Consider the following 25,404-nt stretch of genomic DNA (forward strand, 5'->3'; position numbering starts at 1 on the left):
CTTTACCTCCATTCTTGTTGATTTAGAAAAGAGAGAACAGTCTCTTGGAATTCCTTTCTAACAGGACTAACCGTAATCACGTGCCCTGCTTCTTCATACCAATGCAATTCCACTTGAGCATTCACCAAAGCTTCTTTTAATTCTAAAGAGGCTTCAGGATTTACAAGTGTATCTTGTTCCCCTTGTGCAATATAAAAACTTCCAGTTACTTTATCTAAATTAGATGCTACTTCACTTGAAAAAATTTGTAGTTCATCTAATTGCTTTTGGGCTTTCAACTTCATCTCGATACTATCAAAAGGACGATTTAGTTTTAAATAAGAAGCTTGAGCATACATCATAAAACTTTTTAACAGCCCAGGAAGTTGCGGATTTCTTACAGAAATCGGCGAGCAAAAAGTCCCAGCATAATCTACCAGTTGCTCCGTTGCGGCCTTTGTAGCCATAATTCCTCCCATAGATAGACCAAAAGCCGCAATCGTCTTGAATCCTGAATTTTTAACAAACTCGATTGCTTTTTTAGCATCTTCATACCATTTCTTAGGTGAATTATTAAGAATATCATCGACATCAGGAGTCCCATGGCCAGAAAATACGGGAACATAGACTGCATAATCATGACGATGTAGAAACTGTGCAAGCATTCTCACATCTGCCGGTGTCCCAGTATAAGCATGAAATAAAATCACCGCTCTTGTATTACCTTCTTTTCTTAACCATAATGCTTCCATATTAAACTCCTCTGAATCTATAAAATAAAAAAAGTACAATTGGTTGGATGTCCGAACAATTGTACTTAAAAATCATTATTTTGATGAAATGTATGCTAAAGCAAATGCCAATAACATGAAGATTGTTCCTAAAACAACAGTAACACGAATTAAGAACGCCTCAAAGCCACGTGCTTTTTGTTTTCCAAATAATTGCTCTGCTCCACCTGTTAAAGAACTTGCCGCATTTGTCTTAGAAGGTTGCATAGCTACAACAATAATTAATAATACGCATACCACTACCATCAGTGATAAAATCAAATTGTACAAAGGATTCCCTCCTTAACTAAAATTCTTTTCAATTTTAACACAAAAATCACGATATTTCTACTCTTTCACGCAAAAAGCCTACAATTCGAACTACAATTCAAAACTTTGAAAACATGGTATAATAGAAAAAGACAAAAATGAATGGAGTGACGGAATGAAAGGTTTTGTATTTTTTGATTTGGATGGGACGCTACTAAATGGGGAGTCAAAAGTAGACGAATCAACGAAAAAAGCTATTCAAGCATTGAAAGAAAATGGGTATGAACCCTTTATCGCAACAGGACGCTCTCCTGCTGAAACTCGCGATATTATGGAGAGTGCAAACATCCACTCAGGAATATTTATGAATGGTCAAGTCGTTATTTATCAAGGAGAGCGTGTTTATTCTTCAGAGATTCCAACTGAAACAGTTGAAAAATTTCATCAAATGGTAAAAGAAGATGGATATGGCCTTACTGCATACAATGATAAACAGTTCTATTTAGTAGCATCCTCTCCAGGTGCTAAAGATGCTTATGGATTTATCCACTCTAACCCGCCTGCACTAAATCCAGATTTCTATAAAGAAAATCCAATTAACATGATGCTCTTTATTTCTCTTCCACCAGCCGAAGAAAAATATAAAGTAGCTTTCCCAAATCTTGATTTCCTTCGAAATACACCGTACTCAGTCGACGTGATTTCAAAAGGAAATTCTAAAGCAGAAGGCATCAAACGCTTTTTAGAACACTTAAACCAAGAAGACGCCAAAACTTATGCATTCGGAGATGGGCCAAACGATATCGAGATGCTCCAAGCAGTATCTCATCCTGTAGCCATGGGCAATGCCCTCCCTATTTTAAAAGAAATTGCTGAATTTATTACAACAGATAATACCAATAATGGGATTGTAAATGGTTTAAAACACTACGGACTTATATAAGAAAGAAGGAAGACGAATGTCAATTTATGAAATCGAAGTTCCAACTATTGACGGTGCATCAACTACTCTTGAAGAATTTAAAGGTCAATTATTGCTAATTGTCAATACCGCTAGTGGATGTGGACTTGCTCCTCAATTTGAAGGACTAGAAAAGCTTTATTTGGACTTTAAAGAGAAAGGCTTCTCTGTTCTTGGGTTCCCTTGTAATCAATTTGCAGGGCAAGAACCTTTAACTGCCGAACAAGCTGCCACCCATTGCCAATTAACGTACAATACTACATTCCCGATGTTTGGCAAGGTAAAAGTAAATGGCCCCCATACTCATCCTCTCTTTGCTTTATTGAAAAAAGAGACAGCTGGACTTTTAGGCGAAAAGGTCAAATGGAACTTTACAAAATTCCTCGTAGCTAAAGATGGAACGATTTTAAAACGATTTGCTCCTACTACAACGCCTGAACAAATTCGAGACGAAATCGCAAGTCTTCTTTCATAATCAAATATATGATAGAATAAAAAGAAAACGGTAAGGAGAAAGCACTATGGAAGTTAATGAAATTTTACGTATTTTAGAAGAAATGAATGTAGCTGTTGTTGCGACTGCAGACGAGAACAACCAACCTCATGCACGCCATATTCATATCGGTGTTGCAAACGAAAAAGGTGTGTTCTTTATGACAAGTCCAAAAACAAACTTCTACAAACAATTAAAACAAAATCCGAAAGTTGCTATTACTGCTATGAAGAGCGAAGACTACTTAATCCAAGTAATTCGTATTGAAGGTGTTGTGAAAGAAATCGGGCGTGAACGTCTTGAAGAAGTACTAAAAGATAATCCATTCGTTAAAGATGTTTACCCTAACGAAGAAGACATTGCTGGCGTACAAGTATTCCACTTATACGAAGGGAAAGGATTCTACCATAGCCTTACTCAAGGACATAAATACGTGTTTGACATACACGAATAAGGATTAGAAAGAGGATTTTATGAAAAAACTTTTATTAGCACTTGCAGCATTAATGGTTGCAGGACTAGCTATCTTCTATTTTTTACCAGATAACAGTAATACTGCTAACGCAAACGTCGTATTTCAAGACGAAAGCGGAAAGAAATTAACAGAAAAAGACTTCACTGGAAAACCAACAGTCTATTATGCTTGGGCAAGTTGGTGTCCAGACTGTCAACAAGAACTTCCTATCTTAAATACTTTAAAAGAGAAATATGGAGATAAAGTAGAATTCGTTGGCGTTGCGATGATTAGTCAAAAAGAACCGATTGAGAATGGGAAAAAATACTTGAAAGAACATTCTCTTTCGCTCAATTATTACTCAGATGTTGATTCAAGCTTCCAAAAATATCACGAAATTACAGAAATTCCGACCCTAATCTTCACGGATAAAAATGGAAAGATCGTTAAGAAGTCAGCCGGTGTTCTTCCCCAAGAAGAAATCGAATCCTACATCAAAGAAATTTTATAAAATTAAAAACTAGCAGAAATATCTGCTAGTTTTTTTGTCTGAACAATAAAAGAGAGGATGCACGCATCCTCTCTTTTACTTTCTTCTATGCTTATAAACACCAATACGATTGATTGCTTTACTTAAAGCAATTTTTGCACGATCCATATCGCTTTTTGAACGACTTGTATCGCTTAAAACTTTTTCAGCTTTATCTTTTGCATGTTCGGCACGTGTCACATCAATGTCTCTTGCACGTTCAGCCACGTTGGCAATAATCGTTACGACATTATCCCGCACTTCCATAACTCCACCACCGATTGCAATATAATCAGTTGGCGAATCCTCTAAGAATCGTTTCACTCGAAGTGCCCCGATTTTTAAAGGAAGCATGATTGGAGCATGATGCGGTAGTATGGTGATTCCGCCATCGACTGCATCGGCACTCACAGAATAGGAACGATGGTTATACACTTTTCCTTCTGGTGTTGTGACAACGACCAGTAATTCATGTTCAGCCATCTTTAATTTCCTCCAACAAATCCTGCTGCTTTAGCTTTTTTAATCACGTCTTCGATTGGTCCTACGTTACGGAACATATCTTCTGGAATATCATCATATAAACCATCGATAATTCCTTTAAATCCGCGAACCGTATCTTTAATTGGAACGTATGAACCAGGTTGTCCAGTGAAGGCTTCAGCAACGTGGAAGTTTTGTGATAAGAAGAATTGAATTCTTCTTGCACGGTTTACAATAACTTTTTCGCTATCTGATAATTCATCAATCCCTAAGATGGCAATGATGTCTTGTAATTCACGATAACGTTGTAGCATTTGTTGTACTTTCATCGCTACTTCATAGTGTTCTTCCCCAACAATTTCTGGAGTTAGGGCACTTGAAGTTGAAGCAAGTGGATCCACCGCTGGGTAAATCCCTTGTTCAGTTAAACGACGTTCCAAGTTTGTTGTTGCATCTAAGTGAGCGAATGTTGTTGCTGGAGCCGGGTCTGTATAGTCATCAGCTGGCACATAAATCGCTTGAATAGATGTAATAGATCCGTCTTTAGTTGAACTGATACGTTCTTGTAATTGACCCATTTCTGTCGCTAATGTTGGTTGATACCCTACGGCAGAAGGCATACGACCAAGTAACGCTGACACTTCTGAACCTGCTTGTGTGAAACGATAAATGTTATCGATGAATAAAAGCACATCTTGTTTTTCCATATCACGGAAGTATTCCGCAATCGTTAACCCTGTTAGTGCTACACGCATACGAGCTCCTGGTGGTTCGTTCATTTGTCCAAACACCATCGCTGTTTTAGCAGATACGCCTGATTCTTGCATTTCATGGTAAAGGTCATTCCCTTCACGAGTACGTTCCCCTACCCCTGTAAATACTGAAATACCACCAAGTTCTTCAGCGATGTTATGAATTAATTCTTGAATTAATACGGTTTTCCCTACACCGGCACCACCGAATAAACCGATTTTACCACCTTTAAGATAAGGTGCTAAAAGGTCAATAACTTTAATCCCTGTTTGTAGAATTTCATATTGACTGTTTAATTCTTCAAATTTTGGTGCTGGTTTATGGATTTCATGTCTTGTAAAGTCTTCTGGGAATGGTTCTTTCAAGTCGATTGTATCTCCTAAAACGTTGAATACACGACCTAATGTTTCAGGTCCCACAGGAACGCTAATTGTGCGTCCTAAGTCCACTACTTTCATGCCACGTTGCAAACCATCTGTAGATTCCATGGCAATCGTACGAACTGCACCATCCCCTAATTCTACAGCAGTTTCCAATGTAACAGTCTTTTCACTTCCGTCACTTGTTGTTTTCACAACTTGTAATGCATTATGAATATCTGGAACGCCTTCTTCTAAAGGAAATACCACGTCTACAACTGGCCCTACTACTTGTAAAATCTTTCCAGTTCTCAATCCATTTTCCTCCTTCTAAAATCCTAATGTTCTTCCAGAGCGGCTGCTCCACCGACAATTTCTGTAATTTCTTGTGTAATTTGCGCTTGTCGTCTCTGGTTCAAATCTTGCGTTAAGTTACTGATTAAATCTTTGGCATTATCGGTAGCACTTCTCATCGCAGTCATACGAGAGGCATGCTCTGCAGATTTAGCATCGATAATGGCTCCGTAAATAAGCGATTCCGCATATTGTGGAAGCAAGATGTCCATAATTATTTCCTTATTTGGTTCGAAAATATAATCCAATTCGTACTCTTTTGCTTCATCTTCATCCAAGTCGATAATTGGTAACATTTTTTCAACACGATAGTTTGATAAAAGTGCATTTACATGGTGATTATAGCAAACGTAAAATTCATCAAATTCACCGTCACGGAACATTTGGACCGCACTTGACACAATCTTTCTTACTTCTTCAAAGGTTGGAATATCTGATACATCATTAATTTCAAGACGTACATCCACTCCCATTTTTTTGAAGAAGCGACTTGCAGCATCCCCAATGGTTAAGATGACATATTCATCCTTTGATTGGTGGTCTAACTCTAACATTTCTCTTGTTGATTGGAAAATGGAAGAGTTGTAACTCCCAGCAAGTCCTTGATCAGATGAAATCACTAAATATCCAGTCTTTTTAACTGGACGTTCAATTAATAAATCGTGATAGTCGATAAAAGAAGTAACTACTTCTCCATCCTCTGACGTTTCATCGACAATCTCTTCTCTATTGTGATTTGCGTATAGTAAGTGAGTTACAACTTCACGGATTTTTTGAGCGTAGTCTTGATAGTGACGCACTGCTTGCTCTGATTTGGCTAATTTTGCTGCAGAGACCATCTGCATGGCGCTAGTGATTTGACTTGTTTTCTTTGTTGAAACAATTCTCTTCTTTAAATCATTTAAGGAAGCCGTCATTCAGGTCACCTCTCCTTTCTACGCTTATTGAACACGTTCAAATAAATGAATTTGTTTGAAACTCTCAATCACTTTGTAGAATTTCTCTTCATCCGAAATCACATATTGATCGCGGATTTCATTCAATAAATCTCTATGTTCGCTTTCTAAATGTTGATATAACGCTTTTTCAAATGATTTAATACGATCGATTGGAATCGCATCTAATAAACCATGTGTTAAAGCAAATAAAATCGAAACTTGATATTCGATTGGTAATGGTTGGTGTACATCTTGTTTCAAGACTTCAACTGTACGTTTACCACGATTTAATTTTTGTTGAGTTGCCGCGTCTAAGTCAGAACCAAATTGCGTAAAGGCTTCTAACTCACGGTAACTTGCTAAGTCAATACGTAATGTACCAGAAACTTTCTTCATCGCTTTAATTTGGGCAGAACCCCCAACACGCGATACAGATAATCCGGCAGATAAACCAGGACGTACCCCAGAGTAGAACAAGTCACTTTCTAAGAAGATTTGTCCATCTGTAATAGAGATTACGTTTGTTGGGATATATGCAGAAATATCTCCGGCTTGTGTTTCGATGATTGGTAAGGCTGTTAATGACCCTGCTCCTAATTCATCACTTAATTTCGCTGCACGCTCTAATAAACGTGAGTGTAAGTAGAATACATCCCCTGGATAAGCTTCACGACCTGGTGGACGACGAAGTAATAGGGAAATTTCACGGTAAGCGGCCGCTTGTTTAGATAAATCATCATACACAATTAACACGTCGCGACCTTGATACATCCACTCTTCACCCATTGCAGTACCTGCATATGGTGCAATATAAAGCATTGGCGCTGGTTGAGAAGCGCTGGCAGATACAACGGTTGTATATTCCATGGCTCCATAACGTTTTAATGTTTCGACGAGGGCTTTAACAGTAGATTCTTTTTGTCCAATTGCAACATAAATACATAATGTATTTTTACCTTTTTGGTTCAAAATCGTATCCACTGCAATACTCGTTTTACCAGTTTTACGGTCACCAATGATTAACTCACGTTGCCCTTTACCGATTGGCACTAAGGCATCGACTACTTTTAACCCTGTAGGTAATGATTGTTTTACACTTTGACGTTGCATAACGCCAGGTGCTTCATTTTCTACTGGACGTTTTTTTGTTGTTTCGATAGCACCAAGTCCGTCAATTGGACGACCTAACGCATCCACAACACGCCCAATAAGCGCATCTCCAACAGGAACATCCAAAATACGGCCTGTACGTTTTACAGGCTCTCCTTCATGAATGTTCTCATAAGAACCAAAAATGATGACACCCACATCTTGTTTTTCCAAGTTTTGTGCCATACCATAAGCGCCATTTTCAAATTCTACTAATTCTCCAGCCATTACGTTTGTAAGGCCGATGACACGAGCAATTCCGTCACCAATGAAAGAAACCTCTCCGATTTCTTCGATTTGTTCTTTCGTTTCAAAAGAAGAGATTTGGTCACGAATTCTCGCTGTAATATTACTCATTTCCATTTATGCCATCTCACCTCTTCAATCCAGTTTGGCTAACTTTTTCTTTGAATTGTTTTAATTTATTCGAAATTGTTCCATCTAAAAGAAATTCTTTGGTTTTTAATTGAACACCGCCTATAACAGAAGGATCAACTGTATTTACCCAAGAATCGTATTCTTTTTCTGTTTTATTTTGAAAAGCAATAGCAATACGTTCAATTTGCTCATCCGTTAAAGGAATTGCAGAAACAATTTCTAATTTATTTGCGTTATAAAGTTCAAGAAACGCTTCTAGTGCTTCTACGATATTCATAGAACCATCTTCTGACGGAAAAGTCGCTAAGTACTCCTGCGTTTCGCTAGATAAGTGACCAAATGTTGATTCTAGAACTGCCAATTTTTTATCATACGAAACATGTTCCAAATGCATCAGCTGTCTAAAAGTAGATGTATTTTGAATTCCATCTAAAATTGCTTGAATTTCATTTGTTACTTGATCTAAGTGACCTTCATATTTTGCCTTTGCATAAAAATGGCTGGCTTCTTTAACGATATCTTTATGATATTTTACCATTATCCTTCCAACCCCTTAATAAAGGACTCAATCACTTCTTGATGTCTTTCTTTTGTCACTTCTTTTTCAAGAATTTGACTTGCAAGTTGAATAGACAAGTCCACAATCTCATCTTGTACTTGAGCAATGGCACGTTGCTTCATCGAATCTACTTCTCGTTGCCCTTCTGCTTTCATACGAGAGACTACCTCTTTACCTTCTTTAATCATTTCATCTTGCGTTTTTGATGCTGCTTCACGAGCGTTATTTAAAATATCGCTCCCCTTCAGTTCTGCTTTATGAATAATTTCATTCGCATTCGCTTGAATTTCTTCCGCTGCTTTTTTCTTTTCTGCAGCTTCATCTAAATCTTTAGAGATTTTATCTCTACGAGACTCTAACATTGCATTTACTTTATCCCAAGCAAAATATTTTACTAGGAAAAGTAATAATGTCATAGAAACTAGCACGACCAAAGTATCACCTAAAACGGTACTGGTATTACCTGACAACATTACTTCAAACATCGCTCACCCCTCCTTTTCGACAATAATCCCTTCATTTGAATCTATTTGACGAAAACAAGGATAAGAGCGATTAATACTGCGAAGATTGGCATCGCTTCGATTAAGGCAACCCCGATAAACATTGTTGAACGTAATTCGTTGCTTAATTCTGGTTGACGAGTCATTGATTCGATTGTTTTTACGATTACTGCTTGGTTCCCGTAGGCTGCTGCTAAAGCTGCTCCTACTACTGCAATTGCTGCTGCTAATTCTGTCATTTTAAATTCCTCATTTCTTAAAAATTAATGTTTCATTACTTTATGTGAGATATATACCATCGTTAACGTACAGAATACGTACGCTTGAATAGCTCCAATCACAACTGAAAAACCTTGCCAAATTACACCTAACGGAATGGCAAGAATATACGTTATTAATCCGGCTGCTGATGAGAACATCACGATTAAGCCTAATAACACTTCACCAGCATATATATTTCCGTAAAGACGAAAAGCCAGTGTAATTGTATTCGTAAACTCTTCAATTAACTTAATTGGGAGCATAAACGACATTGGACTTAAATAAGAATGTTGAATATATCCTTTGAGTCCCATCTTCTGTACGCCAGAATAATGTGCGATTAATGTAGTCATCAACGCCAATGCCAAACATACGATTGGGCTGGCAGTAGGGCTTGCAAAATAACTATGATCCTCATAATGGATATAGAAAATGAGGCCCACCATATTGGCGACTAACACAAAAGAAAACAGTGAAAAAATATATAAATAATATGTTTGTCCCGTTTTCTCATCTACTGCGTTATTAACAATGCCTTTTGTAAATTCCATTAAAGCCTCTAAAGCATTTTGTAGCTTTCCTGGCTTCATGGACACTTTCCTGGCCGATAATATTGTAAATAGCGCAATGAGTAAAACACTAACCCCACACGAAATCAAAATCGGAACTGAAAACGACACTCCAAAAATCTCAATCACTTTTGGTGTTGCTTCCATGAATCTTATTTTCCCTCCTTTTCACCAAATAAAAAATCTGACAACATCTCCTTACATTGAGGCATTCGCTCAGTACGGTGATTATTGTCAGATTCGTTGGCAATAGTCTATCGCAAAAGCGTTGACTACATTAATTAATTATTTGGTTCCGAATAAACGATCTCCAGCATCCCCTAATCCTGGAAGAATGTATCCATGCTCATTTAATCGTTCATCTAATGCTGCTGCATAAATGTCGATTTCAGGATGTGCGCTACGTAAGGTTTCTACTCCTTCTGGGGCAGCTACTAAGCAACAAAACTTAATAGAGTTAGGCTGTGCACCACGTTTAAGTAATGCATCAATTGCTGCAACAGCACTTCCCCCTGTAGCTAGCATTGGATCTACGACAAACAACTGTCTTTCAGAAATATCTGAAGGCAATTTCACGAAATATTCTACAGGTTGCAATGTATCATGATCGCGGTACATACCAACGTGACCAATTTTAGCAGCTGGAATCAATTCTAAAATTCCATCTACCATCCCTAAACCAGCACGAAGGATTGGAATAATTGCTACTTTTTTACCAGCTAATGTTTTTAATGTTGTTTTAACAAGAGGAGTTTCGATTTCTACATCTTCAAGAGGTAAATCTCTAGAAACCTCATAAGCCATTAGCATTGAAATTTCGTTTACAACTTCGCGGAATACTTTTGTTCCACAATCTTTTTGACGAATCATTGTTAATTTATGTTGAATTAACGGATGATCAAGTACGTGAAATTTTCCCATTTGTCATTCTCCTTCCAATACATTAGTGTCACTTCTGTTATTTTACCTAAAAAACTAGTAAATTTCTAGTATCAGTTTGAAAACTTTTAATTATTTTCATAAATAGTAACAAACTTTTACATCAAGTTGTTTATGCATATAGTTTGAAAGTTTCAGTCAATTGTTTCACTTCTTGACGGACACTATTTAACACTTCTTTATTTTCAGGATTTGTTAATGTTGTAAGGATTAACTCTGCTACTTTCTTCGCAGCAACTTCATCAAAGCCACGAGTAGTAATAGCTGCCGTTCCGACACGAATCCCACTTGTTTTAACAGGTGGTAATGTATCAAATGGAATGGCGTTTTTATTCACTGTAATTCCAACAGTGTCAAGTAATTCTTGCGCTTCTTTACCGTTTAATCCAGTTTCTTTAATATCGAGGAGTAATAGATGGTTATCAGTACCACCTGAAATCGCACGAATCACTGTTCCTTCAAACACTTGGGCCATTGCTTTAGCATTATTCACGACTTGCTCGATATACTCACCAAATGCTGGTTGAAGAGCTTCATGGAAAGCAACTGCTTTACCAGCAATCACGTGTTCTAACGGTCCACCTTGGATTCCAGGGAAGATGGCGCTATTTAGTTTCTTGCCAAATTCTTCTTTTGCTAAAATTAAGCCACCACGTGGTCCACGCAATGTTTTATGTGTTGTTGATGTTACTACGTCAGCATAAGGTACTGGACTTTGATGGGCTCCTTTAGCGACTAAACCAGCAATATGTGCCATATCCACCATAAAATAAGCTCCAACTTCCTTAGCAATTTCGCCAATGCGTTTGAAGTCAATTTCTCGTGGGTACGCTGAAGCTCCAGCCACGATTAATTTTGGTTTTTCTTCTTTAGCAATACGTTCTAATTCATCGTAATCGATTGTTTCTGTTTCTGGATTTACTCCATAAGAAACGAAATGATAATCTTGTCCAGAGAAGTTTACTCCCATTCCGTGAGTCAAGTGACCACCATGGTTTAAGTCCATCCCTAAAATCTTATCGCCTTTCTTTACTAAAGCACGATACGCAGCCATATTTGCTTGAGAACCTGAATGAGGTTGAACATTGGCATATTCAGCTCCAAACAATTCTTTTACGCGATCAATCGCTAGTTGTTCGATGACATCGACGTACTCACATCCGCCATAGTAACGACGTCCTGGATATCCTTCTGCATACTTATTCGTTAGAATACTTCCTTGTGCACGTAAAACTCCTTCTGATACGAAGTTTTCTGATGCAATCAATTCAATCCCCTGTTGCTGACGATGAAGTTCTTTTTCAATCGTCTCAAAGATGATTTTATCTTCTGTAAATTGACTCATTCAACTACCCCTTTCTATTCTTACATTCCTATTCTATCACATTATCACTTTTTGTAGAAAAGCTATGAGTTTTCCTAAAGGACGGTGGATGCCGCTTTTTTCAAACGGTTCATATACGCGATTCCAACGCCCTCTTCTGGCGCGCTCTGAGCTAAAATTATATCTAACTCCAAATGATCTAATGTTCGAAGCGCATCAAATAACGAGCGATTCATAGCATCCACGTTCGTACCCATCTTGTAAATACCTTTCACTCTCCTTTCAAACGCATCTACAATTGCGTTTTGAGCCATGATACCGACTGTCTTCCTATTATTTTGAGCTTCTTGGATAGCTTTTGTGAAGGACTCTACTGTCCCTTCTACAACCAACACTGGTGTTTTGGGGGCGTAATGACGATATTTCATCCCTGGAGATTTCGGTACTTCACGCTCTCCAGTTTTTGTGGTGACAGAAGACTGAATAGGCCCAATAACCGATTCAATCTGCTCTTTTGTTATCACACCCGGTCTTAAAATTACTGGCCCCTCTTCATTCGTCAAATCAATCACCGTTGACTCTACACCTACAGTAGATGAGCCTCCATCCAAAATTCCACGAATACGACCATTCATATCTTCAAATACATGTTCTACTTTTGTTGGACTTGGCTTCGTCGATAGGTTCGCACTTGGTCCCACGAGAGGAATACCCACTTTTGTGATTAATTCTAGTGTTAATGGATGATTTGGCATACGAAATGACACCGTTGGCAGTCCAGCGGATAAAGCCGGTGCATAAATTCCTGGTTTTGCCTTTAGAATCATCGTCAGTGGTCCAGGCCAAAAAGCCTTCGCTAAGGTTAGCGCAATTTCAGGGATTTCTTCTACAGTAGAAGTCATCTGCTGGATATCACTAATATGAACAATCAGCGGATTATCACTTGGACGTCCTTTGGCTTTAAACACCTTTAAAACAGCTTCTTGACTTGTTGCGATTGCTCCTAATCCATATACCGTTTCCGTTGGAAAAGAAACAATTTCTCCCTGTTGTAAAGCTTTAGCTGCAATATCTAAGTTTTCTTTTGTAAAAATTTGTGTTTCCATTACTGCGCCTCCTTTCCACTCACAATAATCATTCGGTCCATACCTGCAATATCTTTATGAATCGTTACTTTTCGATTTGGACAAGCTTCACTAAAAATTCGTCGTACGCTTGCTCCTTGGTTAAATCCAATTTCAAAAAAGGCTTGCCCACTATCTGTTAAAAATTCTTCTAATCGGTTAGCAATCTTTTCGTAAATCGCAAGCCCCTCATTCTCTGCAAATAACGCTTGAGACGGTTCATACCGTCGCACTGATTCATCCATTAATGCTTCTTCTGAATAAGCGATATACGGTGGATTACTAATAATACACTCAAACTTCTCCTGAGGTACATTGCTATACACGTCGCTGTAAATCAATTCGGTTTGAAGATTGAACTTTTCTCGATTCTTTTGAGCAACGATGAGTGCTTCTTCAGAAATATCGCACCCCATATAACGATGTCTTCCAACCAGTCTTTCCAGACTCAAAATAATGCATCCTGTTCCGACACCGATTTCTAGAACTTTCCCAACAGGGCACTGTTCTAAAAATGATTGAACTTTTAAGACAAGTTCTTCTGTTTCCGGACGAGGAATTAAAGTGTCCTTTGTGACCATGAATTCTTTCCCTAGAAACTCAGCAACTCCTGTAATTTGCTGCAAGGGTTCAAACTTGCTTAAGCGCAACAACTCAGGTTCCAAGTCCTCGAAAGTCACACTGGCAACTTGTCGTAAATTCAATAAAAATTGCGACAGGGTCCAATGATTCTTGAATAGCATTAATTCTCTAACTAGGTTCTGGCATTCTTTAAGCCCTATATTCGGTTGTTTCTCTTCTAAAAAACAAGAAGCCCTTATGAGGACTTCTTGGTTCGTTGGATTAGTTGTTTCCATTATTTAATTGCTCCAATTTTTCTGTGTGATCATAAAGAATTAAAGCATCGACAATTTCATCAATTTTTCCAGCTAAAACTTGGTCTAACTTTTGAAGTGTTAAACCAATACGGTGGTCTGTAACACGGTTTTGTGGGAAGTTGTACGTACGAATACGTTCTGAACGGTCCCCAGTACCAACTGCAGACTTACGGTTTGCATCATATTCAGATTGGGCTTCTTGAGAAATCTTGTCGTATACACGCGCACGTAATACTTTCATTGCTTTCTCACGGTTCTTCAGTTGCGAACGTTCATCTTGCATTGCAACAACAATTCCTGTTGGCAAGTGAGTTAAACGTACGGCAGATGCTGTTTTGTTAACGTGCTGTCCGCCGGCACCTGATGCATGGTAAATATCCACACGAATATCTTTATCTTCTAATTCAATTTCTACTTCTTCTGCTTCAGGCATTACAACGACAGTAGCTGTTGAAGTATGCACACGTCCTTGAGATTCAGTTGATGGAACACGTTGTACACGGTGCGCACCAGATTCATATTTTAATTTAGAGAATACATTATCCCCTGTAATCATTAAAATAACTTCTTTATATCCACCGATACCTGTAACGTTGGCATCCATCACTTCTACACGCCAGCCTTGTGACTCTGCATATTTTTGATACATCGTTAGTAAGTCACCAGCGAATAACGCAGCTTCGTCTCCACCAGCAGCTCCGCGGATTTCCATGATGATGTTTTTACCATCATTTGGGTCCTCTGGTAATAGTAAGAATTTGATTTTATCTTCTAATTCTACTTTTTCCTTTTTGAGGGAGCTTAATTCTTCTTTCGCCATTTCTGCCATTTCGGCATCTAAGCTTTCACCAAGCATTTCCTCTGTGTCGCTAATTTCTTCAACCACTTGTTGATAACGTTTAAAGGTTTCTACTTTTGGGCGTAAATTCGCTTCTTCTTTTGTTAGTTCCATGAAGCGTTTTGTATCGCCGATAACTTCCGGGTCACTTAATAGTTCTGAAAGTTCATCGTACCGAATAATAAAACTATCTAATTGATCGAACATACTTTTCTCCTTTTTCTTCTCTTATAAGCGTTCTTCACCAGGATGGTTATAGTGATAACGACAAACTGGATAATAAGCATCATTACCCCCAATTTGGATTTGTTCTCCCGTATACACTGGTACACCATCCACTACACGCATATTCATACTTGCTTTTTTATGACAATACCAACAAATCGTTTTTATTTCTTCGATTTTATCAGCATAAAGTAATAAGTATTTAGAACCTTCAAATAATTCGTTTTGAAAATCATTCTTAAGTCCAAATGCCATTACTGGAATATTTAATTCGTCAACAATTCGAGCGAGTTCAAGAATGTGATGTTTTGATAAGAATTGAGATTCATCAATCAAAATACAATAAGGTTTTACAGCTTGCCCTTCGACAATTTCGTAAATAGGTGTCTCTTCAAAAATTGGAATTGCTTCACGACGAACACCGATACGGCTAGATACATAGCCAACTTGATCACGATCATCTATTGCACTCGTAAATAATAAAACAGGCTTATTCTGTTCCTCATAATTATGAGCAACCTTTAAAATTTCAATGGATTTACCACTATTCATTGCACCATATTTAAAAAATAATTGTGCCACTTTCTATTCCTCCAATTGATAAACTATACCTTTAATATCTTACGATAAACTGCTACGTTTGTGCAAAGAAAAACCGTTTCTTATAAGCACATTACCCTTAATAAATTTGCATGGTATTTAAAAAGTTTTTTTAAACCACTTTTGATTAAAGTATGCTACAATAGTGAAGAATCTATAGGAAAGGATCGTCAAAATTGAATATAAGAACACAAGTTGCTTTAGGAGCAGGAAAATTCACTAGATGGGCTCTTAAAACTTTTACAAAAGGTGGCAGTAGCATGCCAGGAAAAGTGGCTCACGCTATTGATCCTACAATTTTAAAATCTCTAGCGGAGAACTACGATGTGATTATCGTCAGCGGAACAAACGGAAAGACATTAACAACTTCCCTTATCGTTCAACTTTTAAAACAAAAATATCCTAATATTTTAACAAACCCAACTGGAGCAAATCTAACTCAAGGGATTGTATCTACTTTTTTAAATCATTCTCCTAAAAAGGGTGAAAAGAACATTGCTGTTCTAGAGGTGGATGAAGCTACGATTAAGCATATCACTCCTTATATCGAACCTAAACTATTTGTGTTTACGAATATTTTTCGCGACCAAATGGATCGATTTGGTGAGATATATACAACTTATCAATTTATGTTAGACGGAGCGGCTTTTGCTCCATCTGCAACCATTCTTGCAAATGGAGATGCGCCAATATTTAATAGTGACGAATTACCTAATCCACGTCTATATTTTGGATTTAATCATACTGAAGATAGTGAAATGATGGCTCACTACAATACAGATGGTGTTCTTTGTCCTCACTGCCAATCTATCTTGCATTATAAGAGTATTACTTATAGCAACCTTGGTAAATACTATTGTCCAAAATGCGACTTCAAACGTCCTGAATTGAATTATGCAGTCACTGCTTTAAATGAATTGTCTTTAACAGGTTCTTCATTTGATATTGACGGTACAACTTTCTCAATTCCAATTGCTGGACTATATAATATTTATAATGCCTTAGCTGCATACTCTGCTGCAAAATTCTTTGGCCTTTCTACGGAAGAAATCCAAGAAGGCTTCTCTAAAGCGCAGCGCGTATTCGGTCGTCAAGAAACCTTTGCCGTTGAAGATAAAGAAGTGATGTTGAACTTAATTAAAAACCCAGTTGGATTTAACCAAATCGTTCAGTTATTAAGTTATGAAAAAGAACCATTCAGTTTAGGTGTTCTCTTAAATGATAACCCTGCAGATGGTCAAGATGTCAGTTGGATTTGGGATGGCGATTTCGAAGGCTTACATGCTTTGAATGCAGTCGATACAGCCATTAGTGGTATCCGTGTGGAAGACCTCGGTGTACGTATGGAAGTTGCCGGTTTTGAAAATATCAAAGTCTTTAAAACAAATGCAGAATTAATCGATTGGATTCGCAAAGCGCCAACGAAGAAAGTCAATGTACTAGCAACTTATACTGCTCTACTCGACTTACGTAAAGACTTTGCTAAAGAAGGATACCTTAAGGAAGGGATGAACGGATGAAATTAAGAATCTGTCATTTATACGGAAACCTAATGAACACATACGGTGATAATGGAAACTTACTCATGTTACAACACCGTGCAAAAAAATTAGGATACGAAGTCGAAACTACTCTTATTAGCTTAGAAGAAGACTTCAATCCAGAAGAATTTGATATCGTAATGTTTGGCGGTGGTCAAGATTATGAACAAACTGTTGTTGCAAAAGATCTTCAAAACAAAAAAGATACTTTAATCGAGTATATTGAAGATGATGGAGTTGTCGTAGCTATTTGCGGTGGTTTCCAATTATTAGGCCGTTATTACGTAAATGCTAGTGGCGAACGTCTCAATGGGATTAGTGCTATCGACGTTTGCACTAACGGTCAATTTCCAAATCGTTTAATTGGTGATGTTGAAATCTTTAACGAAGAATTTGGAGAAACGTATTTAGGATACGAGAATCATATTGGTAGAACTTACTTAGGTAAAAATATGAAACCTCTTGGAAAAGTAGTAAAAGGTTTTGGAAATAATGAAGAAGATCATGCGGAAGGTTGTCACTACAAAAACGTGTTTTGCTCTTATTTCCACGGACCAATTCTCGTTAGAAATCAACACCTTGCAGATCGAATTATTCAAACGGCTGCTCAAAGAAGACATGCAAAAAATGCATAACAAAAACCTCTATTCAACAAATTTGTTGAATAGAGGTTTTTCAATATACTACTCTAATTCTGCTAACTGAGGATTCAGTTGAATGTTGCGTCCTTCTTTTTTCCATTGTCTAAATTCTGCTGCAGCTGTAAATAATACATCTGTAGAAGAATTCAATGCAGTCTCGCAAGAATCTTGTAGAACTCCGATAATAAAACCGACACCTACAACTTGCATTGCGATATCATTAGAAATTCCAAATAAACTACATGCTACAGGGATTAATAATAATGATCCACCTGTGACACCAGATGCCCCACAAGCAGCAATTGTTGATAACACACTAAGTACTAATGCTGTTAGAAAATCAACTTGAATTCCTAAAGTATTTACTGCTGCTAAAGTTAATACTGTGATTGTAATTGCAGCCCCCGCCATATTAATCGTTGCTCCTAGTGGGATTGATACAGAATAACTATCTTCGTCCAATCCTAAATCTTTACAGAGTTGCATATTTACTGGAATATTTGCTGCAGAGCTACGAACAAAGAAAGCAGTTACTCCGCTTTCTTTTAAACAGCGTAAAACAAGCGGAAATGGATTTTCTTTGATCATAAAGAATACGATGATTGGATTCATAACAAAAGCTACAAAAAACATGCTTCCAATCAGTACTAATATTAAACTACCATAATTCGCAAATACCCCTACTCCATTTTCTGAGACAGTTGTATATACTAACCCCATTATTCCAATAGGTGCAAAACTAATTACTAACTTCACTACATGACTAGTTGCATCTGATACTTGCTTTAAAAGATTCTTCATAGGTTCGTCCGCTCTTCTAAATGCCATCCCAAATAGAACTGCCCAAGATAATATTCCAATATAATTTGCAGAAACTAATGCATTTACCGGGTTATCTACTAATTTAAGAACTAAAGTTTCCAATACTGCAGCGATTCCTTGCGGTGCAGTGACTTCTGTCGTACTTTCTGCAAGAGTCATTGTTATAGGAAATGCAAAGCTTGCAATTACTCCAACTAAAGCAGCTCCAAAAGTTCCAAATAAATAGAGAAGAACGATTGACTTCATTTTTGTTTCATGACCTTCTTTATGTTGAGCTAAAGCACTCATTACGATAAAAAATACTAGCAAAGGCGCAATTGCTTTTAATGCATTTACAAAGACAGTTCCTAACATTCCAACGACTGTTAAAGAAGGAACAAAAATTCCTAAAAAAATGCCAATTCCCATTCCAATTACGATTCGATTAATTAAACTGAGCTTACTCAGTCTCTCTACAATGTTGTCCATATATTTCCTCTATTCTCTTTCTTATATGGCGTCTATCTTACACAAGTTTATAGCTTTCTGTCAAAAGATATCCACATATCAAAAACATTTGTTCACAATTCGGATACACTCTTTTGTTTTTATATTTGTCAGATAGAATAGTCTTAGTATAGTTTTTATACTTAAAATCAAACTAAAACTCAAAAGAGAATAACGTTTAACTAGCCAATCCATTGAATTGAAAATAAATAAGTTATAATGGCACTCATACTTATAAAAGGTGTAAATGGAATTTTATTACTGCGCTCTTTTAGTCTAAAGAAAAAATGCAAAAAACAACAAAATACTCCTCCACATACAAAAGAAAGCAATCCTACAAAAATAATCTGGGTTGGAGAAAAAATGATTCCTAATGTTGTTAAAAAATAAACATCTCCCATTCCAAAAGCTTCTTCTTTCCAAATGAAGTGCCCTAAACTCTTAATAATCCCATAAAACAAAAATCCAATTATCATTGAAAACAATCGTTCTTCCCATGTCTGAGAACTAAGTATTATTTCAAAAAGTAATAGCAATAAAAGTACTCTTAAATCAACTTCATAGGAATCAATATCCATCAATGCGATTAATACTAAAAAAGAACAAAAAAAGAATCCTAAGATATCTAGCGGACCTTTTAATAGAGCTACCAAAATAAATAATAAAGAGACGAATACTTCAATAAAATAATATCGTCCCCCAAATTTATGATGGCAGTAGTGACAACATCCTCTAAGATAAAGATAAGAGAAAATCGGAATTAAATCCCAAAAGTGAAGAATATGTCCACAACTTGGACAATGAGATCTTGTAGATATAAAATTTTCTCCATTGTTTAGTCGAACACTAACAACATTGATAAAACTTCCAATAGAAGCACCTATTAGTGCAATGAAAATATAAAGCATAAAAAAACCTCCCTTACTTAACAATACGTTTTGTAAGAGAGATTCGGAAGTTTATTCTTCAATCTGTACTTCTTCAACTTTATCATTGTAGTACAGACCAGAGTATTCCTTATACCACGCAAAGAAATGCGTAATGAATACTTTAACCACTGCATAGACTGGGACAGCTATTAATAACCCAACAAGTCCAAACATCTTTCCAGCAGCCAGTAAAATAATCAAAATTGTTACAGGATGCATTTTCAATGATGATCCTAAAATTAAAGGTTGTAAGACACGACTTTCAATTAATTGTTCAATAACAAAAACCAAAAATACGTGGAGTGCTAGAGTAGGATTGGTAACAAAACCAATAATTAAAGCTGGCGTCAACCCAATTAAAGATCCTAAATAAGGAATAATTGTTAGAAGACCTGCTATCATCCCTATAGTAACTCCGTAAGGTAATCCAATAAGCGTATATCCAATGATATAAGTAAATCCAACACAGATAGCAACTGTAATTTGTCCACGGATATAAGAACTCACTTGTTGATTCATTTCATTTAACATCACACTAATCTTGTGTTGAGATCGTGTTGGAAACATTCTAGTCACAAATGGAATCACTTTATTTCCATCTTTGAGAAGGTAATAAAGAATAACCGGCATTGTCATTACGGTAATTACGATATCCCCAATAATTCCTACAACACTACCTATACCACTAAAAGTAAAATTCAAAATTCCATTCAATCGTTCTGTAATTGATTGAATAAAATCAGTATTAATTTTATTGAATTGTTCTTGTATCGTTTCAAACAAGCCTGTCTGCATGAAGTTCTCAACTTGCTCACTAATAATTTGATAATAGTATGGCAGTTGTGATACTAAATCTAATAATTGCTTTTGAATAATTGGAACAAGGCTTGTAATAATCATAATAAAAATAACAATTACTCCAACCATTACTAATAATATAGCGATTCCTTTTGGAACCTTTTTATTCAGCAAATAATCATAAATCGGCTTTACTAAATAATAAATTACTGCTCCACAAGCAACAGGAACTCCAATTGCCGAAATAAAGTCTTTTAATGGATTAAATAAATAAGACGTTTGAGAAAATAAAATTAAGTTAATGAGAAGTAAGGATAAGATTAAAAGACCGCTCACTAGCTGATTATCTAAAAACCATCTCCAAAACCATGTCTTTCCTTGGTTTTCTGGTTTATTATCCATAAGATTCCTCCTTATCACATTTTCCTCTAGTGTATCATATTTTCTCCGTCTATGATTAACATTTGATTAGATTTTAGAAAAAATTGTATAATTATTTTATCTTGTGACATGGAGGAAATCTCATGAAAGAAAAATTTTATTTAGGAACTTATACCAAAAGAGAAAGTAAAGGTGTTTACTCTGTAATTTTGAATAAAGAGACTGAACAATTAGAAAATCTGACTATAGAAGCAACACTTGAAAACCCGACCTACTTATCTTATTCAAAAGAGAACCATCTACTCTTTGCAGTTGGTAAAGAGGACAAGGAAGCAGGAGTCACTGCAAACCTTACCCTCACCTCTCCAGTCAAACGTTTATCATCATTCTACGATCAACAAGCCGTTCCTTGCTATATTCGATATAATGAGCGTTCGCATGATTTACTAACTGCAAACTATCACGGAGGTTTTGTAGAACTATACCATTATGATAATAAAAATCATTCGATTTCTTTTGTCGATAAAAAAGTGCATTCAGGATCTAGCATTCATGAAAATCAAACAGCTCCACATGTTCACTATACAGATTACACTCCAGATGAAAAATGGATTGTGGTATGTGACTTAGGAATCGATACTGTATTTACATATAAACGTACAGCAGAAGGCTTAGAAGAAGTCGCACAGTATAAGACAAAAGCTGGTAGCGGTCCTCGTCACCTTGCATTTCATCCAACGCTGCCTATTGCTTATCTGATTTGCGAACTAGACGCAACTGTAGAAGTACTCTCTTACAGTAACGAAAATGGAACTTTTAGAAACTTAGACAAGATAGCATTAACGACTGAAGACCAACAAGCTTGGGGAGGCGCTATTCATATCACCCGCGACGGACGTTTTGTTTATGCCTCAAACCGAGGCTTTGACGCGTTATACACTTTCTCAGTAGATGCATCAAGCGGATTACTCACACTCGTACAAACTATTAATAGTTGTGGGTCAGTTCCTCGTGATTTCCACTTAAGTAATGATGAAGCTTATGTCGTTGTTGGACACCAAGAATCAGACAACTTAACGCTATTTAAACGCGACTTAGAAACTGGTGAACTCACACTTCTTCAAAAAGATTTCTACGCCCCAGAAGTGGTTTGTGTCGTACCTCAATAAAACCCACTTTTAAGTCTCTTCTTTTTTTGAAGAGACTTTCTTCTTTATTGTGGTAATCCTTGCCAGAAAGCAGTATAATCGTTGTTAGCAGACTTTATAAAGGAGTGGAAAAATGCTTAATCTTATAGAGATTATTAAAACTATTATTTTAGGAATTATCGAAGGCGTTACTGAATGGCTACCAATTAGTAGTACAGGTCATTTAATTTTAGTGAACGAGATTATTCAATTAGACGTTTCTGCTAAATTCCTAGAGATGTTTAATGTTGTCATTCAACTTGGTGCCATATTGGCGGTTGTCCTTGTTTATTTCAATAAATTAAATCCATTTGCAAAAAATAAGAAACGTAAAGAATTCATTGAAACCATTGATCTTTGGAAGAAAGTGATTATCGGATGTATCCCAGCCGTTATTCTAGGATTCATTTTAAATGACTTTATGGATGAATATTTTAATAAACCAATCATTATCGCACTTGCTTTAATTGTATACGGGGTTGCTTTCATTTACATCGAAAGACAACACAAAAATATCGAGCCGAAAATTAAAAGCTTTAAAGAGTTAGACATTTTGACGGCTATTAAAATTGGACTTTTCCAATGTTTAGCTCTTGTACCAGGTACTAGCCGTTCTGGATCAACCATCCTTGGTGGTTTACTTGTTGGAACAAGTCGTTCAATCGCTACTGAATTTTCATTCTTCATGGGGATTCCAATTATGTTTGGTGCTAGTGGATTAAAACTATTAAAATTTGGATTCCACTATTCATTTGCTGAATTTATTATTTTAGTAGTTGGATCAGTTGTTTCATTTGTTGTTTCACTATTCGTAATTAAATTCTTATTAAAATACATCAAACAACACGATTTCCAAGCGTTTGGTTGGTACCGAATTGCACTCGGAATTATTGTTCTTGGAAGTCTATTCTTTAAATAAAGTAAAAGCTGGATTTACTCCAGCTTTTTATTTTTTGCAAAAAACAGGTATAATGAATATATTCAAATTAGAAAGAAGGATACTATGTCATTACTTTTTGTCGGAATTGGTGGAGCGATTGGGGCAATTCTACGTTATTTACTATCTCAACTTCCTTTCCAACATGAATTTCCATTAAAAACACTACTAATTAATTTATTAGGTTCGCTTGCCATCGGATATTTAAGTGCTAAATTCCAACAGGGACATTGGTTCGAAGGAGATCAGTGGCTTTTAATTACTGGAGTCTGTGGTGGATTTACTACTTTTTCAACATTCAGTTTAGAATCCCTTCAGTTAATCCAAAATGGTAATACTCCCCTTGCGATTCTTTATATGATTGTAAGTCTAATTGGAGGTCTCTGTTGTGTGGGAATCGGATTTTTTCTTGGTAATTCTTCATTTTAAATTAGCAATTTTCTAAAAATCAGTTTACAATAGAATAAAGAACAAGAACGGAGGTCTTTTTATGACGAAAAAAGGGGTAACTTTATATTTTATGCGACATGGAGAAACCGTCTTTAACCGCTACAATTTAATGCAAGGATGGTCTGATACTCCTCTAACAAAAGAAGGTCGCCTTGATGCTATTCGTTCTGGTTTAGGAATGCGAGATGTTCATTTTGACGCCGTCTATACTAGTGACTTGCGTAGAACCGTTGAAACTGCCCAACTATTTCTTAAAAACCATCCCAACCGTGATAACCTCACTATTGAAATGATGCCAGAATTTCGCGAAGTTTTCTTTGGAAGCTTAGAAGGAAAATCGGCGAACGACTTATGGAGCGAGTTGTATAAAAAACTTCAAAGAAACTTTGACGACTTAGGTGGAAGAAATATCCAAGAAGAACTTAATGGTCTAAAAGAGCTGGATCCTGATCACCTTGGGGAAAACTTTATGGAGTTTTGGTTACGTGTTGAAAAAGGACTTCTAAAAGTAGTGAATCAACACAGAGATACGAATCATAATGTACTGATTGTCAGCCACGGCATGACTATTCGAAATATGCTTCATGAATTAATCCCAGACTTTCAATTATCAGAACTTATTGGAAATGCTTCATTGAACATTGTTGAATATTCTGAAGGGAAATTTAACTTAAAGGCATTAAACCAAACGAATCACTTTGCTCTCCGTAAAGAAGCAAAAGACGATGAATTTAGTTTCATTCCAATAAAAATGCGTGATTATTAAAGGATTGCATGTCATTTAAAACTTTGTTACAATAGGAACCTAGGGAATTCCCTAGGTTTTTACTTTTATACGGGGTCGTTACGGATTCGACAGGTATAGGTTGAGCTTTCAATGCATTCCGTAGGTTACGTCTACGTAAAAACGTTACAGTTAAATATAACTGACAAACAACAAACAAACACTTTAGCTTTCGCAGCTTAATAACTGCTAGCTAAGATCTGTCCGGCATCGCCCATGTGCTCGGGTCCAGGTCCTATAATCAGTGGGATACGATTCACTTTTCCGCCTGTCTAAGTGAATAAGAGATTATCAGGCTAGCTTAAGATGATGCTTGTTTATCAGCTAATCAGTAGCGAAACTTAAATAGATAAACTATGAATGTAGATTTGATTGTGTCGATATACTTGGACAGGGGTTCGACTCCCCTCGGCTCCATTATTTTACAAAAAAATCGCCTTATTTAAGTGAATAAGGCGATTTTTTCTATTCTAATTCGTAATTTATCAAAACAATAAGCCTACTTTTCAGTAGGCTTAAGCGATGACCCGTACGGGACTCGAACCCGTGTTACCGCCGTGAAAGGGCGGTGTCTTAACCGCTTGACCAACGGGCCAATATAAGAGAATAAAGCGGGTGACGAGAATCGAACTCGCGACAACAGCTTGGAAGGCTGTAGTTTTACCACTAAACTACACCCGCATTTTTATAAAGAGCGGTCCCGACGGGAATCGAACCCGCGATCTCCTGCGTGACAGGCAGGCATGTTAACCCCTACA

General features: G+C 36.8%; 29 protein-coding genes, 2 tRNA genes and 1 other RNA gene. 11 read left to right on the plus strand and 21 right to left on the minus strand.

The window, feature by feature from the left end; genetic code table 11:
* Positions 1-2 precede the first annotated feature (2 nt).
* Both ADH99_RS02605 and secG read right to left on the minus strand, forming a co-directional pair.
* A complete protein-coding gene (locus ADH99_RS02605) occupies positions 3-731 on the minus strand; it encodes an alpha/beta hydrolase (RefSeq protein WP_049555854.1) in 729 nt (242 codons plus the stop codon).
* Between the two features lie 75 nt (positions 732-806).
* A complete protein-coding gene (gene secG / locus ADH99_RS02610) occupies positions 807-1,040 on the minus strand; it encodes a preprotein translocase subunit SecG (protein WP_039848716.1) in 234 nt (77 codons plus the stop codon).
* 154 nt (positions 1,041-1,194) lie between these two features.
* Between secG and ADH99_RS02615 the strand changes: the two genes are divergently transcribed.
* Genes ADH99_RS02615 through ADH99_RS02630 form a run of 4 tightly spaced genes read left to right on the plus strand, consistent with a single transcriptional unit; the run spans position 1,195 to position 3,438 of the window.
* Positions 1,195-1,962: a Cof-type HAD-IIB family hydrolase gene (locus ADH99_RS02615; RefSeq protein ID WP_049555855.1), complete on the plus strand. Its 768-nt coding sequence runs from the start codon at positions 1,195-1,197 to the stop codon at positions 1,960-1,962.
* A 16-nt stretch (positions 1,963-1,978) separates the two neighbouring features.
* Positions 1,979-2,455: a glutathione peroxidase gene (locus ADH99_RS02620; RefSeq protein WP_049555856.1), complete on the plus strand. Its 477-nt coding sequence runs from the start codon at positions 1,979-1,981 to the stop codon at positions 2,453-2,455.
* A gap of 46 nt (positions 2,456-2,501) precedes the next feature.
* Entirely contained in the window at positions 2,502-2,927 is a 426-nt protein-coding gene (locus ADH99_RS02625) for a pyridoxamine 5'-phosphate oxidase family protein (protein ID WP_049555857.1), read from the plus strand.
* Between the two features lie 19 nt (positions 2,928-2,946).
* Complete coding sequence (locus ADH99_RS02630) at positions 2,947-3,438, plus strand: TlpA family protein disulfide reductase (RefSeq protein ID WP_005604886.1); 492 nt, start codon at positions 2,947-2,949, stop codon at positions 3,436-3,438.
* Between the two features lie 75 nt (positions 3,439-3,513).
* On the opposite strand, the gene ADH99_RS02635 is transcribed toward ADH99_RS02630, so the two are convergent.
* From ADH99_RS02635 to ADH99_RS02700, 14 genes are all read right to left on the minus strand, one after another.
* On the minus strand, positions 3,514-3,939 hold the full coding sequence (locus ADH99_RS02635; protein WP_005604885.1) for a F0F1 ATP synthase subunit epsilon: 426 nt from the start codon (positions 3,937-3,939) through the stop codon (positions 3,514-3,516).
* A 2-nt stretch (positions 3,940-3,941) separates the two neighbouring features.
* A complete protein-coding gene (atpD, locus tag ADH99_RS02640) occupies positions 3,942-5,366 on the minus strand; it encodes a F0F1 ATP synthase subunit beta (protein ID WP_005604883.1) in 1,425 nt (474 codons plus the stop codon).
* Between the two features lie 23 nt (positions 5,367-5,389).
* Positions 5,390-6,322, minus strand: a complete 933-nt coding sequence (locus tag ADH99_RS02645) for a F0F1 ATP synthase subunit gamma (protein ID WP_005604882.1) — start codon at positions 6,320-6,322, stop codon at positions 5,390-5,392.
* A gap of 24 nt (positions 6,323-6,346) precedes the next feature.
* A complete protein-coding gene (gene atpA, locus ADH99_RS02650; protein ID WP_049555858.1) occupies positions 6,347-7,855 on the minus strand; it encodes a F0F1 ATP synthase subunit alpha in 1,509 nt (502 codons plus the stop codon).
* A gap of 10 nt (positions 7,856-7,865) precedes the next feature.
* The gene (atpH, locus tag ADH99_RS02655; RefSeq protein WP_005604880.1) at positions 7,866-8,408 is read right to left on the minus strand and encodes an ATP synthase F1 subunit delta; all 543 of its coding nucleotides are present in this window, start codon (positions 8,406-8,408) and stop codon (positions 7,866-7,868) included.
* Complete coding sequence (gene atpF / locus ADH99_RS02660) at positions 8,408-8,914, minus strand: F0F1 ATP synthase subunit B (RefSeq protein ID WP_005604879.1); 507 nt, start codon at positions 8,912-8,914, stop codon at positions 8,408-8,410. The genes atpH and atpF overlap by 1 nt, the downstream gene beginning before the upstream one ends.
* A 41-nt stretch (positions 8,915-8,955) precedes the next feature.
* Complete coding sequence (gene atpE, locus ADH99_RS02665) at positions 8,956-9,171, minus strand: F0F1 ATP synthase subunit C (protein ID WP_005604878.1); 216 nt, start codon at positions 9,169-9,171, stop codon at positions 8,956-8,958.
* A gap of 24 nt (positions 9,172-9,195) precedes the next feature.
* Positions 9,196-9,909 carry a F0F1 ATP synthase subunit A gene (gene atpB, locus ADH99_RS02670; RefSeq protein WP_049555859.1) on the minus strand — a complete coding sequence of 238 codons (714 nt, stop codon included), beginning with the start codon at positions 9,907-9,909 and terminating at the stop codon, positions 9,196-9,198.
* Positions 9,910-10,047: 138 nt separating this feature from the next.
* Entirely contained in the window at positions 10,048-10,683 is a 636-nt protein-coding gene (upp, locus tag ADH99_RS02675; RefSeq protein ID WP_049555860.1) for a uracil phosphoribosyltransferase, read from the minus strand.
* Positions 10,684-10,813: 130 nt separating this feature from the next.
* Positions 10,814-12,046 carry a serine hydroxymethyltransferase gene (gene glyA / locus ADH99_RS02680; RefSeq protein WP_049555861.1) on the minus strand — a complete coding sequence of 411 codons (1,233 nt, stop codon included), beginning with the start codon at positions 12,044-12,046 and terminating at the stop codon, positions 10,814-10,816.
* A gap of 74 nt (positions 12,047-12,120) precedes the next feature.
* Complete coding sequence (locus ADH99_RS02685) at positions 12,121-13,131, minus strand: L-threonylcarbamoyladenylate synthase (RefSeq protein ID WP_049555862.1); 1,011 nt, start codon at positions 13,129-13,131, stop codon at positions 12,121-12,123.
* Positions 13,131-14,006 carry a peptide chain release factor N(5)-glutamine methyltransferase gene (gene prmC / locus ADH99_RS02690; protein ID WP_049555863.1) on the minus strand — a complete coding sequence of 292 codons (876 nt, stop codon included), beginning with the start codon at positions 14,004-14,006 and terminating at the stop codon, positions 13,131-13,133. Before prmC ends, ADH99_RS02685 begins: the two co-directional genes overlap by 1 nt.
* Positions 13,993-15,072 (minus strand): peptide chain release factor 1, encoded by a 1,080-nt coding sequence (gene prfA / locus ADH99_RS02695; protein ID WP_005604871.1) that lies wholly within the window; start codon positions 15,070-15,072, stop codon positions 13,993-13,995. The genes prmC and prfA overlap by 14 nt, the downstream gene beginning before the upstream one ends.
* Positions 15,073-15,093: 21 nt before the next feature.
* On the minus strand, positions 15,094-15,672 hold the full coding sequence (locus ADH99_RS02700) for a thymidine kinase (RefSeq protein ID WP_005604870.1): 579 nt from the start codon (positions 15,670-15,672) through the stop codon (positions 15,094-15,096).
* Positions 15,673-15,866: 194 nt separating this feature from the next.
* On the opposite strand from ADH99_RS02700, the gene ADH99_RS02705 reads away from it, so the two are divergent.
* Together ADH99_RS02705 and ADH99_RS02710 are read left to right on the plus strand one after the other, a co-directional pair.
* Positions 15,867-17,210: a Mur ligase family protein gene (locus ADH99_RS02705; RefSeq protein ID WP_005604867.1), complete on the plus strand. Its 1,344-nt coding sequence runs from the start codon at positions 15,867-15,869 to the stop codon at positions 17,208-17,210.
* Complete coding sequence (locus ADH99_RS02710) at positions 17,207-17,866, plus strand: type 1 glutamine amidotransferase (protein ID WP_005604865.1); 660 nt, start codon at positions 17,207-17,209, stop codon at positions 17,864-17,866. The genes ADH99_RS02705 and ADH99_RS02710 overlap by 4 nt, the downstream gene beginning before the upstream one ends.
* A gap of 48 nt (positions 17,867-17,914) precedes the next feature.
* Here ADH99_RS02710 and sstT read toward each other — a convergent pair whose 3' ends face one another.
* The 3 genes from sstT to ADH99_RS02725 all read right to left on the minus strand — a co-directional run bounded on the left by sstT (position 17,915) and on the right by ADH99_RS02725 (position 21,309).
* Complete coding sequence (gene sstT, locus ADH99_RS02715) at positions 17,915-19,162, minus strand: serine/threonine transporter SstT (RefSeq protein ID WP_049555864.1); 1,248 nt, start codon at positions 19,160-19,162, stop codon at positions 17,915-17,917.
* Between the two features lie 200 nt (positions 19,163-19,362).
* Entirely contained in the window at positions 19,363-20,088 is a 726-nt protein-coding gene (locus tag ADH99_RS02720) for a prepilin peptidase (RefSeq protein WP_049555865.1), read from the minus strand.
* A 51-nt stretch (positions 20,089-20,139) separates the two neighbouring features.
* The gene (locus ADH99_RS02725) at positions 20,140-21,309 is read right to left on the minus strand and encodes an AI-2E family transporter (RefSeq protein WP_049555866.1); all 1,170 of its coding nucleotides are present in this window, start codon (positions 21,307-21,309) and stop codon (positions 20,140-20,142) included.
* Between the two features lie 122 nt (positions 21,310-21,431).
* On the opposite strand from ADH99_RS02725, the gene ADH99_RS02730 reads away from it, so the two are divergent.
* The 5 genes from ADH99_RS02730 to ssrA all read left to right on the plus strand — a co-directional run bounded on the left by ADH99_RS02730 (position 21,432) and on the right by ssrA (position 25,066).
* The gene (locus tag ADH99_RS02730; RefSeq protein ID WP_049555867.1) at positions 21,432-22,457 is read left to right on the plus strand and encodes a lactonase family protein; all 1,026 of its coding nucleotides are present in this window, start codon (positions 21,432-21,434) and stop codon (positions 22,455-22,457) included.
* A gap of 112 nt (positions 22,458-22,569) precedes the next feature.
* A complete protein-coding gene (locus ADH99_RS02735) occupies positions 22,570-23,394 on the plus strand; it encodes an undecaprenyl-diphosphate phosphatase (RefSeq protein ID WP_005604856.1) in 825 nt (274 codons plus the stop codon).
* Positions 23,395-23,478: 84 nt separating this feature from the next.
* Positions 23,479-23,841 carry a fluoride efflux transporter CrcB gene (gene crcB, locus ADH99_RS02740; protein ID WP_049555868.1) on the plus strand — a complete coding sequence of 121 codons (363 nt, stop codon included), beginning with the start codon at positions 23,479-23,481 and terminating at the stop codon, positions 23,839-23,841.
* 61 nt (positions 23,842-23,902) lie between these two features.
* Positions 23,903-24,628 (plus strand): histidine phosphatase family protein, encoded by a 726-nt coding sequence (locus tag ADH99_RS02745; RefSeq protein WP_005604852.1) that lies wholly within the window; start codon positions 23,903-23,905, stop codon positions 24,626-24,628.
* A 71-nt stretch (positions 24,629-24,699) separates the two neighbouring features.
* Positions 24,700-25,066: a transfer-messenger RNA gene (gene ssrA, locus ADH99_RS10160) on the plus strand.
* Between the two features lie 103 nt (positions 25,067-25,169).
* On the opposite strand, the gene ADH99_RS02750 is transcribed toward ssrA, so the two are convergent.
* Positions 25,170-25,241: transfer RNA gene (locus ADH99_RS02750), tRNA-Glu, on the minus strand.
* A 15-nt stretch (positions 25,242-25,256) separates the two neighbouring features.
* Positions 25,257-25,327: transfer RNA gene (locus tag ADH99_RS02755), tRNA-Gly, on the minus strand.
* Positions 25,328-25,404 lie beyond the last annotated feature (77 nt).

It is taken from the genome of Granulicatella sp. 572.rep1_STHE (assembly GCF_001073445.1).
Classification (GTDB): Bacteria; Bacillota; Bacilli; order Lactobacillales; family Aerococcaceae; genus Granulicatella; species Granulicatella adiacens.